The sequence below is a fragment of the Sandarakinorhabdus sp. genome (assembly GCF_032115815.1).
Classification (GTDB): Bacteria; Pseudomonadota; Alphaproteobacteria; order Sphingomonadales; family Sphingomonadaceae; genus Sandarakinorhabdus.
In genome coordinates this window covers 1-13,303 of record NZ_JAUMBI010000080.1, presented here as the reverse complement: position 1 = coordinate 13,303, position 13,303 = coordinate 1, and the positions used below count along the sequence as shown (strand labels likewise).

The following is a 13,303-nucleotide window of genomic DNA, read 5'->3' as shown; positions in this document are numbered from 1 at the left end:
CGTTCAGCCGATCGACCTCGGCCGCCACATTGTCGCGCAGCACCGGCCAATCAAAGCGCTTGGCCTCGATATGCCAGCCAAAACGGCGGGCATCTTCCAGATCCTCGGCGAAATGCGATCCGTACACCAGCAGCTTCTTGGGCACGCAGCCGCGGATCACGCAGGTGCCGCCAACGCGATATTCCTCTGCCACTGCCACACGGGCACCATGGCCGGCGGCAATGCGACTGGCGCGCACCCCACCCGAACCGGCACCGATAATCAACAGGTCGAAATCATGGCTGCTCATGCGCTGCGCATAGGGCAGGCGGGCAGACAGCGCCAATCGAAATCACTGGTCAAGGCAATCGAACCGTTCAAGCAACGCTGAGCGACCAGCACAGCAGCGCGCCATCGTCCGGATCATCGCGGCGGCCGGTGCAGGCAAAGCCATTGGCGGCCAGCACCTGTTGCGATGGCCGGTTGGTCTCGCCAGTTTCGACGGCGACGATTGCCACGCGCGCATCCTGCCGGGCCCAATCACACAGGGCGCGTACCGCTGCGGTGGCATGGTTGCGCCCGCGTCGGGCCGGTGCGATGCCATAACCGATGGTGACGATGCCATCGGCAGGCGGCTTCACCAGCGACAACAGCCCGACACTCTCGCCCCCGGCCAGCACCAGCCACGCCGCCGGATCAAAATCCGGCCTGATCCCGGCGGCAAGATCGCGCAACATGGCCAGATTGTCGGGCGTCTCGAGGCCACCTTCGGGCAGAATTGTGCCGGATGGCGCAAGGCCCTGGGCCAGAAGATCCAGATCGGCGGCGCTGGCCGGTTGCAGCACAGTCAGGCTCATCCGGAAAATTGCCACCACAGCAAGCCGAGCAGGGCGCCGATCTGCAACCCCGAAATCAGCAACAGCGGCTGCTTGAAACTGTCCTTGGCCGATTTGTGGCGCAGCCGGTTCATGGCGTGCCATGCAGCCGGACTGCCGCCCACCATTGCCCAGCCAAGCAGGGTGGTTTCGGCAATGCGTTCGCGCGAACGGCCGGCCTGGGCGCGGCGCTTGTCGATGGCCAACAGCGCCCACGTGATCAGATTGACCAGCAGCAGGCCGAACAGGATGACCGGCGCCATGCCAAACCCAGGCCCGGATGTGCCCGGCCGAGCCGGCGTGTCGGCCGGCACGATCACGGGCGGTGGTTCCGGTGCTGTTTGGGGTGTCGGGTCGGTTGATGGGTCAACCGTCACATCTGGTGCGGTTTCAGGCACAGGCGATGTCCCGCTGCAATCCAGCGGCGCATAGCGCGGCACGGCGTGGCCGGATTCGATCATCGCGCAACTGATGTTGACCGTGCCGGCCGTGCAGTTGACGATGCGCCGGTCATAACTGTCGGTATCTTCCTGCACACATTGCAGGGTCTTGCCCGCCGTCAGACCGCGCAGATAGTCGCGCGCGGCAAAGGGATCGCCATCCACGCAGTTGCGGCCCGGGCGGCAGGCGCCGGGCATTTCGGGGGCATCGATGCCTTGCAGCCGCATCGATCCCGGCACGTTGGCACAGCGCAGATTGTCACCATCATGGTGGCTGGGGCTTTGGCAGGCAAAGCTGGCAGCAGCAGCGGCCAAGGTGATCAGGGGCAGGGGCATTGCCCCTGTTTATCGGCGGGCCGCCCGATCGCAAGTCGGTTCAGCCGGCAATCCACCACCAAAGTGCGCCGATCACCAACCCGATCTGGATGCCGGTGATGTTGAGCAGGCGCGGCAGCAGCGCGTCCTGCTGGCGGCCGGCATGGCGTGTCCACAGCGCCGTCCAAGCTGCAGGCGAGGCGCCGACGGCGGCCAGGCCGAGGAACAGCCAGGGATCCAGCCGGTCCATCGGCGCACCCCAACGATCGCGCGAGGGCCAGCGTTCATGGGCCAGTTGCAGCAGCGCCAGATTGGCCATCGCCATCCACAGGCCGATCATCACCAGCGCGCCGGCCACCGGCAACGACCATGGTGTGTCGCGCAGTGGTGCCCCCCCCATCACCACCGGCGTGGCGGAGGGTGACGGGCGAGCCGGGCTCGATTCGCCAAGATCAAGCGTGACGCGCGAGCCGGCCGGCAGGGCCTGCGGCAGCCCACCGGGCAGCGCGCCTGGCTCATAACGGGCGGATTGCAACAAAACAGGCCGGCGGCGCACCGGTGTGCAATTGCAATCGCCCGCTGTCTTGCTCAGCACGGCGTGATTGGTGGCCAGCATGGCACAGGAAAGATCGATGGATTCGGCCCGGCAGCGGGCGAGGGTGCGGCCCTGGTTGTCAGTGCCTGCCTCTTCGCAGTCGAGCGGCCGTCCCATGCTCAGGCCGCGCAGGGCATCGCGGGCGGCAAAGGGATCGCCAGGCGGGCAGATTTCGTTGGGCAGGCAGGTTGCCGGCATCGCTGGCGCATCATAACCCATCAACCGGATCACATCCGGACGATTGGCACAGCGCACCGTGCTGGCGTTGTCGTGTACCGGCGCCAAGCAGGTAAAACTGCCCAGCATGGCCCCCGCGATGATACCCCCCGCCAACATTCTTAACGCCAACACCCCAAGTTTGCGTAACGCAGCACGGCCTCAGGTGGCCGCATACGGCGCACAGGATGCTTCATTCCCCTGCGGCTGTTCGCACTTTGAACAGCCGACCATGCGTATCGCGACCATCTGCGCTGCTGTTTGCCCGCACGGGGCACACAGTGTTTCGCAAATGGTCGCGACGGGCGGTGGGATTGCCGGTCACGCAGGCCCACCCGGACCTGCAGTTGCCCGGCACTTCCGGTACGTCGATGTCTTGTGGTCGCAAGGCCTGGCCAAGGTGCGCGCCGGACGATTGCCGCCATCGCTCTGGCCGGGTCCGTCTCGTCTGGCGTTGCCTTGACCCTCGCGGATACAGGCAACAACGAGTGCGGCACATGACACGCCGCTACTCTGCTAGAAATTTACGATAATGCAAGAAGATTTAACATAAGGTTTACAAATCAGTCGCGGAACGGGTCCTTCACCAGGATCGTGTCCTCGCGCTCGGGTGAGGTGGAGACCAATGCCACCGGGCATTCGGTCAATTCTTCGATCCGGCGGATGTATTTGATGGCCTGCGCCGGCAGCTGCGCCCAGCTGCGGGCACCGGCAGTCGATTCGCTCCAGCCTTCAAATTCCTCGTAGATCGGCTCGACCCGGGCCTGTTCCGACGGATGGGCCGGCAGATAATCCAGCTCGCGGCCATCAAGGCGGTAGCCTGTGCAGATCATCACCGTGTCGAACCCGTCGAGCACGTCCAGCTTGGTCAGCGCCATGCCGGTAATGCCACCCACGGCGATGGCCTGGCGCACCAGCACCGCATCGAACCAGCCGCAACGGCGCTTGCGGCCGGTGACGGTGCCGAATTCATGGCCGCGCTCGCCCAGGCGCTGGCCGATGTCGTTTTCCTGTTCGGTGGGGAAGGGGCCGGAACCAACGCGGGTGGTATAGGCCTTGGTGATGCCCAGCACATAGCCGGTGGCATCCGGGCCCATGCCGCTGCCGGCGGCCGCCTGGCCTGCGACCACGTTCGACGAGGTGACGAACGGCCAGGTGCCGTGGTCGACATCCAGCAGCACGCCCTGCGCGCCTTCGAACAGGATGCGATCGCGCCGCCAGCGTGCATCGCGCAGGCGTTTCCACACGGGCTGGATATAGGGCAGCACGGCCGGCGCCACATCGGCCAATTGCTGTTGCAGTTCGGCGGCATCCACCGGCGCCACGCCAAAACCGGCACGCAGTGCATTGTGATGGGCAAGCAGGCGCTCGAGTTGTGGCCCGATTTCATCCAGATGCGCCAGATCGATGACGCGCAGCGCCCGGCGGCCCACCTTGTCTTCATAGGCCGGGCCGATGCCGCGCCTTGTGGTGCCGATCTTGCCGGCGCCCATCGCATCTTCCCGCAGCGCATCCAGATCGCGGTGCAGCGGCAGGATGAGCGGGCAGGTTTCCGAAACGGCCAGATTGTCCGGCGTGATATCCACACCCATGCCGGCAATGCGGGCGACTTCATCGCGGAAATGCCAGGGATCGAACACCACGCCATTGCCGATCATGCTCAGCGTGCCGCGCACGATGCCCGACGGCAGCAGGGAGAGCTTGTAGACCTTTTCGCCCACAACCAGCGTGTGGCCGGCGTTGTGGCCGCCCTGAAAGCGCACCACCACGTCGGCGCGGGCAGACAGCCAATCGACAATCTTGCCCTTGCCTTCATCGCCCCATTGGGCACCCACCACGGTCACATTCGGCATGTTCAGTCCTGTCCTCAGCGCACGTAGCTGGCGCCGTTGATGTCGAGTGTGGCGCCCGTCATCGACGCCGGCGCGTCGCTGGCCAACCAGCGGATCATTTCGGCCACTTCTTCCGGCATGGCAACGCGGCCCAGCGGGATATCGGCCAGCAACTTGTCACCGCCGCGGCTGGCGAGATATTCTTCCGCCATGCCTGTCATGGTGAAGCCGGGCGTGATGGCAAAGGCGAGGATATTCTGCGCGGCATAGCCCCGCGCGATGCTCTTGGTCATCGCCAGCATGCCGCCCTTGGCCGCCGCATAGTGCCAATGCTGGGGCGAATCGCCACGATGGCCGGCGCGGCTGGCGACGTTGATGATGCGGCCGCCACCGTTCGCTTGAAAATGCAGCACAGCATGCCGGCACAGATCAGCGGCGCTTTGCAGGTTGATGGCGTGGCTGCGGGCCCAGGTTGCGGCAAAACCATCGGCATCGGCAATCGGCGCGGCTTCGAACACGCCGGCATTGTTGACCAGCACATCGATGCGGCCACCGGCCTGCTCCAGTGCCGCCGCCCACAGTGCATCGGCGGCGCGGGGTTGCGCAAAATCGGCGGCAATCAGTCCGTCGGCTCCTGCCGTGGATTGGCCGATGACGGTGTGGCCGGACTGTTCCAGCAGGGTACGCGCCGCAGCGCCAATGCCGCGCGATGCGCCGGTGAGAAGGATGGTTGCCATGACGGCCCCTATGACGCCGACTGGGGCAGGCTGTCCAGCCGGTGGGTGAGCGCTTCGGTCGCCTGGGCTTCGCGTTGCTGCCAATTGCCCATGATCAGCACCGGTTCGATGTTGCGCGCGGCCATCTCATCCTCGATGGCGGCCTGGAACAACAGCCGGTCGCGGCCAACGAACTGGCGCGTGCCATCTGCCACCCATGGCGTGTCTGGCGCGAACAGCAGATAGAGATCGGCAGCGGCCGTCATTGCCGAAAGCGCGGGATCACGGTGGCCGTGCAGCATGCGGAACCAGGCGGCCGTCATTACGACATCAGTGTCCTCGATCAGGAGGCGCGGGTGCGACGCGAGCAGGCGGTGGCGCCTTTCGGCATGAATGCGGGCGATGGTGCGCAGCACGTCGGGCGTGAAATCCGTGCCGATGGTTTCAGCATATTCGCGGCCATATTCGGGCATCAGCACACCGCCCAGCCGGCGCGACAGCCGCTCTGCCAGCCTGGTCTTGCCAGTCGATTCCACGCCGGTGAAACACACATGCAGGCCCGTCATGCTTCAGCCCGTTCCGCGGCCAGCCACAGCCGCCAGCTCCAGATCGCGCCGGCAAGAAACACCACATAAAGCGCGGCCGTCACCCACAGCGCCTGGCTGGCATAAAGGCCCACCGAAACAATGTTGATGCCCACCCACAGCGGCCAGCTTTCCAGCATGCGCAGGTTGATCAGCACCTGGGCCACCAGCGACCAGCCAGCGACGGCGCCATCAGTCACGGGCGCAGCGGCATCGGTTTGCGCCAACAGCATCGCCAGCACCGCGCTGCCGATCACGCCGCTGATCAGCACCACCGGCCAGCCCATCGCCGGCAAGCGCCGCACGGCCACCTGGCCGGCATCGGCCGGTGCCCGCAGCCACATCCACAGGCCTTGCGCCTGGGACAGGAAGAAGAAGACCTGCAAGCCGGCGACCGCATACAGCCGGCTGTTCCAGAACACGAAGGCGAAGATCGCCACCATCGCCATGCCGCACGGATAGTTCCATACCGATCGCCGGGCGAGCAGCATGATGTTGGCCAGCCCGAAGGCCGACGCCGCAAGTTCCCACGGATTCACGTGCCGTCTTAAGCCTGCGACGGAAAAAATTTGCAAGCGGGTCAAACAAAAGGGGGCGCGGCCAGCGGCCACGCCCCCAATTCGGCTTGATCAGCGAACTGATCAGAAGCGGTAACGCACCAGGCCGCCGAACGTGCGCGGCTGGTTGCGATAGCCCGACAGCGTGCCGGCCTGCGCCACACCCGGGAAGATGGTGGTCACCCAGGCTTCGTTGGTCAGGTTGCGACCCCACACGGTGATGTCCAGCTTGTTGTTCAGCACCAGCGTCGCAGCGGCGTTCAGATTGTCCACCGTGCGGCGCAGCGCCACCGTGCCCTGGGCGATCTGCGTCGGGCTTTCATGCTGGAAATCCACGTGGAAGTTCAGCTTGGCGTTGTCGTTCAGGCGGGCCGTGTAATCGCCACCAACCGACACCGCGAACTCGGGCACACCGGCCACGCGCAGACCGGAAAGATCCTGCGGCAGCGTGGCAAAGCTGCCAGCCTGCAGGGCCGCACCGCCCACGAAGCTGTCAAACTTCATGTTGAGGTAGGTGAAGTTGGCGAAGAAGCGCAGATCCTTCACCGGCGAGATGGTGGTGTCGAGTTCGAACCCGGTCACCGACTGCTGTTCGGCGTTTGCCAGGATGAAACCGGTGCCCGAGAACACGTTGCTCTGGAAGCCCTGCAGGATCTGGCGGAACGCTGCCAGGTTGAAGCCAAAGCCTTCCCACTGGCCCTTGATGCCCAGTTCATAGACAGTGGCATGTTCCGGGTTGGCCGAGCGCGAACCGGTGGTGAGGTTCACCGGCAGGTTGGCGCCCAGCGCAGTGCGGATCGGCGAGGCCGCCGGTGCCGGTGACTGTGCGGTCGAACCCGGGATGAACAAAGCTGCCGGCGGACGGGCATCGAACGACAGGTTGATCGAGCTCGCCTTGAAGCCGGTGGCGTGGGTGGCGTAGATGTTCAGATTGTCGTTGAACTTGTAGTTCAGGCGCGCGGTGTAGGCGAAATCGCTGTCCGACGTGCGGCCATCTTCAACGCCATTGGGAACGTTGAGATAGGGCGGGATGAACTGCAGACCGCGCAGGCCCAGGAAGGGGTTGAACTGCGGATTGGCAGCGACCACGGCCGGCACGCCGGCATTCACACCGGCGCGCACCAGATCAAGGCCGGAGAACACATCGGTGGTGACCACGTTGGTGGCATAGTCCTTGCGATCGTGGGTGTAGTTCCCGCCCAGCGTCAGGGTCAGGTTCTCCACGATGTTCCAATCCACGGTGCCGAACACCGAGATGGCGCGGTTGCGGTAGTCATAATCCTCGAACCGGCCCTGGCCACGGCCGCCGAACTGGCCGGCCGGAGTACCCGGCAGCAGCGCACGCAGCGTCGGTTCCAGGTTGGTATAGGCACCACCCGAAAGCGCGCTGGCATAGTTGCGGAAGTCCCGACCAAAGGTCAGCTGACCGCTGGCATCGATATTCTCGTGGAAATAGAAGGCACCAACCAGGAAGTTGATCGGGCCGTCGAACTTCGACGCGACACGGAATTCGGCCGTGTAGGTGTCGATGGCGTTGCGGGCGCTGTTCTCACCGATCAGATCGGCGCTGGTGAAATCGCTGTCGGCATTGGTCGAAAGCCGCACGCCGCGATAGGCGCCAATGAAGGTGAGATCGAACTGGCCGGTCTTGTAATCGGCCTGGGCCGAGAAGCCGAAATTGTCGACCTCGTTGGTGGACGGGAAGTTGCTCGCCGAACGCAGCGTCAGCGGCTGGTTGGAGATGATGCGGCCACCCAGAGCGCGCACGGCGTTGCCGGTCGGGCCATCGACAAGGTTCACCACCGAGCAGCAGATTTCATCGATCTTGTCGTAATCGGCGATCAGGCGCAGCTTGAAATCTTCGGACGGCTTGAACAGCAGCTGGGCACGCGCGCCGCCACGGTTGCGGTTGTTTTCATCGATGTTCAGCGCTTCGTTGAACACATAACCGTCGCGGCGGTTGTAGTTGCCGGCCAGGCTGAAGGCGATGGTTTCCGACAAGGGCCCGGTGATTTCGGCACGGGCGATCACGGCGTTGTAATTGCCGTACGACAGTTCGGCCTGGCCACCCAGTTCGAACTTCGGTTCGGCAGTGACGACCGAGATGATGCCGGCCGACGCGTTCTTGCCGAACAGGGTCGATTGCGGGCCGCGCAGCACTTCGATGCGCTCAACGCTGGGCAGATCGCCGATCTGGGCAGCCGAACGGCTGCGATAGACGCCGTCGATGAACACGCCAACCGAAGGCTCGATGCCGACGTTGTTGGCGCCGTTGCCGAAGCCGCGGATGATGAAATTGGTGTTGGCCGAAGATTGCAGCTGCGACACGCGCAAGCTGGGCACCACCGACTGCAGATCGAGCGCATCGCGAATCTGGGCGTTCTCGATCAGCGCCTTCGACGTCACCGACACCGAAATCGGCGTGTCCTGCAGGGTCTTGGCCTGCTTGGAGGCGGTCACGATGATGATCTCTTCGTCGCCGGCTTCATCAGCGGCGGCAGAATTCCGGGCAGTCTGGGCAAAGGCGGGGGCGGCCATTGCAACGGTGGCGGAAACGCCAAGCAAAAGGGCAGCGCGCAGGGCAACAGTGCCTGCGGTTTCAACGGTCGACATGAAGTTCCTTCCCAAAAAATCCGGGCTTTGGCCGTTGACCACGGCAGCCCCGAACAAGCCCGTTCGCCGGGCCATGGCGCAGGGGATTACAGATGCTTCATGTTTTTTCAAGCCCGGGCATGGGCTTGCTGCTGTCGGTTCTTGCCCGGGCGTTGCCATCGTGCAACGAAAAGGCCAATCGCCGTTCGGCAATGGTTTAGAGAATGCGGGCTTCAGGATGACTGACTGGGAAATCGCAACGGATCGCCTGAGCATCCGGCCGATGCAGGTGGAAGATGCCGCCGACTGGCATCGAATCCGCGCCGTCGCGCCCTTTGATCCGCTCGAACGTTCGGTGGAAGAAAGCATTGCCCTGATCACTGCCATGCAGCGGCGCGCGGCTCCCGATTCCGATGGGTGGCAGCAATTCGCGATCGCGGCCAAGGATGGCAACATGATCGGTGATTTGGGCATCCGTTTTTCGCCGCCGTGGAACGCCACGGCCGAAATCGGCTTTGCGCTCGATCCGCGCTGGCAGCGCCAGGGCCTGTGTGCCGAAGCGGTGGATGCGATGGTGCGACGCCTGTTCCGCAATGGCCGCCGCCGTGTGGTTGCCGTCACCGATGCGCGCAACCGACCGGCCCAGCGCGTGCTGGAACGTTGCTGGTTCCGCGAGGAAGGCCGCTTCGTGCAAAGCTGGCGCGATGGCGATGCCTGGTTCGACGAGGTCAGCTACGCCCGCCTGGCCAGCGATTGATGGCTGCTCCCACTCCCGAAATCGTTTCCGCCCTGATCGGCGCCGATGTGTCGCGGGTTGAACAATTGTCGGGCGGGGCATCGTCGGCCACCTTTGCCGTTGATGCCGTGAAGGCCGATGGCACGCCGTGGCCGCTGATCCTGCAATGCGCCGCCACCGGTTCCGTGCCCGAAGGCGGCCTGCCGCGCGCCGATCAGGCCCGCTTGCAGCAGATTGCCTTTGCCGCCGGGCTGCCGGTTGCCGAAGTGGTGCGGGTGCTGGCGCCCGATGATGGTCTTGGCGAAGGCTTTGTCATGGCGCGGCTGCCGGGTGAAGCCTTGGCGTCGAAGTGGCTGAAACTGCCGGATTATGCCCCGGCGCGTGCCATCCTCACCCGCCAATGTGCCGAGGTACTGGCCAGGCTGCACCAAATGCCGATGGCAGCCGCCGCCGGCCTGTCGCTGCCGGCGGGCAGCACGGCGCAATCGCTGGATCGCATGTTCGCCAATTATCGCCGTTTCGGCGTGGACAGCCCGGTGTTCGATCTCGCCTTTGCCTGGTTGCGGGAACGGGTGGCAGATCGACCGGCGGCCAACATTGTCCACGGTGATTTCCGATCCGGCAATTTCCTGGTCGCCCCCGATGGCCTGGTGGCGGTGCTGGATTGGGAACTGGCGCATCTGGGTGATGGGCATGAGGATCTGGGCTGGCTGTGCTGCAACAGCTGGCGCTTTGGCGTGTGGGACAAGCCGGTGGGCGGTTTTGGCGAGCGCGACGAACTTTATGCGGCCTATGAAATTGCCGGCGGCGGCCCGGTCGATCGTGAGCGCGCGGCCTTCTGGGAAGTGTTTGGCACGCTGAAATGGGGCATCGCCTGCCTGCAATTGGGTGATGACCATGTCTCGGGCCGGCTGCGCAACGTGGAACGTGCTGCCATTGGCCGCCGCGTCTCCGAAGTGGAGCTGGACCTGATGCACCTGTTCAAGTTCGGGAGCGTGTGATGGCCGAACAGATCGAAGCCACCACGCTGATCGAGGCGGTGCAATTGTTCCTGGCTGAACTGGAACCGGAACTGAAAGGCCGCCGTGCCTTTCACGCCAAGGTGGCGGTCAACGCCCTGGCCATTGTGGCGCGCGAACTGGCGCAACAGCCGCAGGCGAAGGAACAGGCGTTGCTGGCGGGTGTGATGGGGCAAGATGCTCCGCTGGACACGCTGCGCGCCGAGATGTGTGAGCAGCTGCGCGCCGGCACGATGGGGGCAGCGACGCCGGGACTGGTGGATGCGCTGCTGGCAGTGGCGTTGGGCAAGTGCGGCGTGGATAATCCGCGGTATGCAACGTTCAAACGGCTTGCCCTTTGAACCAACAGACTTGGCTCAAGCGTCTTGCCGGGCCAGCCACGGCCTGAGCAGGCCAAGATAGGCGGCGGGATTGTCCAGCATGATGCTGTGTGACGCGTCCGGGATTTCCGCAAATCGGGCGCCGGCGGCGATGGCAAAATTGGCGACGGTTGCCGGGCGGGCTTCGTCATCCTGGCCAGCGACGAACAAGCTGCGCCTGGGATCAAGCTGGTCGAGCAGCGGCTGCCCATCATAATCCTTCAGCGTGCCAGTGCAGGTGAATTCGGCCCGGCCCCACATGTGATTGTACAGCGCTTCGGCGAACGGCGCCGGGAGCGCATCGCGATAGGCGGCAATGGCCGGCGGCGGGATCACCTGGCGGACATGGCGGGCATAAAAGGCCGCGGTGGCGGCATCGCAGGCGGCCTGCGGCGCAGCGCCGGGTGTGTCGCAGCGGTCCAGCAGATCGCGCACATCGGCGGGCATGCCGGCTTTCAGTTCGGCGGCATCGCGCAGCCAGATCTCGGTGGAAATCAGCGGCGATTGCAGCACCAGGCCAGCGAGGGCGCTGGGCCGTGTCGCGCCATACTCCAGCGCCAGCGTGCCGCCCCAGCTGCCGCCCAGCACATGCCAGCGCGCGATGCCGAAATGGGCGCGGATCGCTTCGATCTCAGACAGGAAGCGCGCCACCGTCCAGTTGGCCGGATCGCCCGGCCGATCGGAACGGCCACAATCCAGCTGATCATACAGGATCACGGCGCGATCATCGGCCAGCGCCGTGGCATTGAGCCAGCTCCAGTGCGAACTGCCCGGACCGCCGTGGATGAACAGGATCGGCGGTTTGCCGCCAAGGGCGCCATTGACCCGAACGTAAATGCGCCCGCCCGCAACCGGCACCATGGCTTCCTGATCAGGCGCTATCCGCAGGCCCGGGGAGGTGGCGCCCTGCCGCAACGTCTGTGCGGCCAGTCGCGCCGGCAACAGACTCGCCAGACCGGCGGCCAGCCCAGAGGCCAAAACCGTACGGCGGCCCATCACGCCGCCGGCCCCGATTTGCGCCGGAAGCCGGAGGGATCGAGGTGCATGTCGATATCGGGATAATGGCATTCGTCGATGTCTGGCTGATCGGTGCCGATGGCCAGGAACTGGCAGGGCAAAGCGGAACGGTTCTGCAAATGATGGCCGTTGGCAACGCCCGCGGGGAAGCAGGCGATGTCGCCAGGACTGAGCACGGTTTCGCCGTTTTCCTCGACCAGAACGGCTTCGCCTGCCAGCATCACCACCATTTCGTCTTCATGCGTGTGCCAGTGCCGCTGGCTGGACCAGGCGCCGGACTCGAGTGTCACCAGATTGGCACCAAACTGACACAAGCCGCCAGCCGCCGTCACCGCCCGCCATGATCGCGCCAGCACCGGGCCATCAAACGGCGGCAGATATCCCGATCCGGAGCGGACGGGCAGGGTGGACAGATCAAGCTTCGGCATCAACGCCGTTCAAGCACAACCGGCAGCTTTCGGAAACCGTGCACGAAGCATTGCGCCACATATTCCGCCGCTCCCACTTGGCGTGGGAACAATTTGCGGGCCAGAAGTTCCTCCAGCAGCACCGCAATCTGCAGCTCCGCAAGACGCGCGCCCACACAGCGGTGGACGCCAAAGCCGAACGACAGGTGCCGGCGGGCATTTGCGCGTGTGATGTCAAAGGTTTCGGCGTCCGGGAACACACTCTCGTCGCGGTTGCCGCTGATGTACCAGACGACGATCTTGTCGCCCTTCTTCACCGGAACCCCGGCGATATCGGCATCGGCTACGGCCGTGCGACGCATATGGGCGAGCGGGGTCTGCCAGCGCAGGACTTCCGAAATCGTATTGGAAATCAGGCTGTTGTCAGCTTCCAATTTTGCCCATTCGCCATCGTAACGGTTGAAGGCTTCGACCAGTCCGGACATCGAATTGCGGGTGGTGTCGTTGCCGCCCACGATCAAAAGGATATAGTTTCCAGTACGTTCCTGGAACGGCATGTCGCCCATTGCATTGCTGTGCGCCATGGCGCTGATCAGGTCGCCGGTTGGCGGCTTGGCCTTGCGCTCGGTCATCAGGGCATCGAGCGCGTTGGTCATGTCGATCAGATGCTGCTGGCGGATATCCTTGGTCGCCGGATTGAGTGCCGCTTCGATGTCGCCACCCCAATCGGACCACAGGGTGAGATCGCGGCGCTTTTCCCACGGATAATCGAACAGGATGGCCAACATCCCGGTGGTCAGTTCGATGGAGACGCGGTCAACCCAATCAAACTCCTCACCAATCGGTAGCCCGTCGAGCAGTTCGCTCGTGCGCTTGCGGACTTCGATGGCCATGCGGGCGATTTCAGATGGGCCAAAGGCGGGCGCCACCACCCGGCGCTGATCGCTGTGGCGTGGCCGGTCCATCGCGATGAACTGCGGCAGATTATACTCGCCAAACAGATCGACAACGGTGATGCCGCCGAATTCGTGGCTGGACGAAAAGATGTCAGGCCGGGCTTCCAC

The 13,303-nt window shown here is 64.5% G+C and carries 15 protein-coding genes; 3 read left to right on the top strand and 12 right to left on the bottom strand.

What is annotated here, in order from left to right; translation table 11 throughout:
* The 9 genes from RT662_RS04700 to RT662_RS04660 form a co-directional block, all read right to left on the bottom strand.
* Positions 1-289, bottom strand: a 289-nt coding sequence (locus RT662_RS04700) for an FAD-dependent oxidoreductase (RefSeq protein ID WP_313669553.1), incomplete at its 3' end; no start/stop codon positions are given.
* 67 nt (positions 290-356) lie between these two features.
* The gene (locus RT662_RS04695) at positions 357-836 is read right to left on the bottom strand and encodes a GNAT family N-acetyltransferase (RefSeq protein WP_313669552.1); all 480 of its coding nucleotides are present in this window, start codon (positions 834-836) and stop codon (positions 357-359) included.
* Entirely contained in the window at positions 833-1,630 is a 798-nt protein-coding gene (locus tag RT662_RS04690; protein WP_313669551.1) for a DUF1294 domain-containing protein, read from the bottom strand. The genes RT662_RS04695 and RT662_RS04690 overlap by 4 nt, the downstream gene beginning before the upstream one ends.
* Before the next feature lie 40 nt (positions 1,631-1,670).
* The gene (locus RT662_RS04685; RefSeq protein ID WP_313669550.1) at positions 1,671-2,510 is read right to left on the bottom strand and encodes a hypothetical protein; all 840 of its coding nucleotides are present in this window, start codon (positions 2,508-2,510) and stop codon (positions 1,671-1,673) included.
* Between the two features lie 473 nt (positions 2,511-2,983).
* On the bottom strand, positions 2,984-4,273 hold the full coding sequence (locus RT662_RS04680) for an adenylosuccinate synthase (protein ID WP_313669549.1): 1,290 nt from the start codon (positions 4,271-4,273) through the stop codon (positions 2,984-2,986).
* A gap of 14 nt (positions 4,274-4,287) precedes the next feature.
* Positions 4,288-4,989: an SDR family oxidoreductase gene (locus RT662_RS04675; RefSeq protein WP_313669548.1), complete on the bottom strand. Its 702-nt coding sequence runs from the start codon at positions 4,987-4,989 to the stop codon at positions 4,288-4,290.
* Positions 4,990-4,997: 8 nt separating this feature from the next.
* Positions 4,998-5,534 (bottom strand): ATP-binding protein, encoded by a 537-nt coding sequence (locus RT662_RS04670; RefSeq protein WP_313669547.1) that lies wholly within the window; start codon positions 5,532-5,534, stop codon positions 4,998-5,000.
* Positions 5,531-6,091 carry a nicotinamide riboside transporter PnuC gene (gene pnuC / locus RT662_RS04665; RefSeq protein ID WP_313669546.1) on the bottom strand — a complete coding sequence of 187 codons (561 nt, stop codon included), beginning with the start codon at positions 6,089-6,091 and terminating at the stop codon, positions 5,531-5,533. Before pnuC ends, RT662_RS04670 begins: the two co-directional genes overlap by 4 nt.
* A 102-nt stretch (positions 6,092-6,193) precedes the next feature.
* On the bottom strand, positions 6,194-8,722 hold the full coding sequence (locus RT662_RS04660; protein WP_313669545.1) for a TonB-dependent receptor: 2,529 nt from the start codon (positions 8,720-8,722) through the stop codon (positions 6,194-6,196).
* A gap of 217 nt (positions 8,723-8,939) precedes the next feature.
* On the opposite strand from RT662_RS04660, the gene RT662_RS04655 reads away from it, so the two are divergent.
* The 3 genes from RT662_RS04655 to RT662_RS04645 are packed head-to-tail and all read left to right on the top strand — an operon-like array spanning position 8,940 to position 10,797.
* Complete coding sequence (locus RT662_RS04655) at positions 8,940-9,458, top strand: GNAT family N-acetyltransferase (RefSeq protein WP_313669544.1); 519 nt, start codon at positions 8,940-8,942, stop codon at positions 9,456-9,458.
* Positions 9,458-10,438 carry a phosphotransferase family protein gene (locus RT662_RS04650; protein WP_313669543.1) on the top strand — a complete coding sequence of 327 codons (981 nt, stop codon included), beginning with the start codon at positions 9,458-9,460 and terminating at the stop codon, positions 10,436-10,438. Before RT662_RS04655 ends, RT662_RS04650 begins: the two co-directional genes overlap by 1 nt.
* Positions 10,438-10,797, top strand: a complete 360-nt coding sequence (locus RT662_RS04645) for a DUF6285 domain-containing protein (protein WP_313669542.1) — start codon at positions 10,438-10,440, stop codon at positions 10,795-10,797. The genes RT662_RS04650 and RT662_RS04645 overlap by 1 nt, the downstream gene beginning before the upstream one ends.
* Positions 10,798-10,812: 15 nt before the next feature.
* On the opposite strand, the gene RT662_RS04640 is transcribed toward RT662_RS04645, so the two are convergent.
* The 3 genes from RT662_RS04640 to RT662_RS04630 all read right to left on the bottom strand — a co-directional run.
* Positions 10,813-11,811 (bottom strand): proline iminopeptidase-family hydrolase, encoded by a 999-nt coding sequence (locus RT662_RS04640; RefSeq protein ID WP_313669541.1) that lies wholly within the window; start codon positions 11,809-11,811, stop codon positions 10,813-10,815.
* Positions 11,811-12,260: a cupin domain-containing protein gene (locus tag RT662_RS04635; RefSeq protein ID WP_313669540.1), complete on the bottom strand. Its 450-nt coding sequence runs from the start codon at positions 12,258-12,260 to the stop codon at positions 11,811-11,813. Before RT662_RS04635 ends, RT662_RS04640 begins: the two co-directional genes overlap by 1 nt.
* Positions 12,260-13,303: cytochrome P450 (locus RT662_RS04630; protein ID WP_313669539.1), on the bottom strand; the 1,044-nt coding region annotated here is incomplete at its 5' end. The genes RT662_RS04635 and RT662_RS04630, both read right to left, overlap by 1 nt.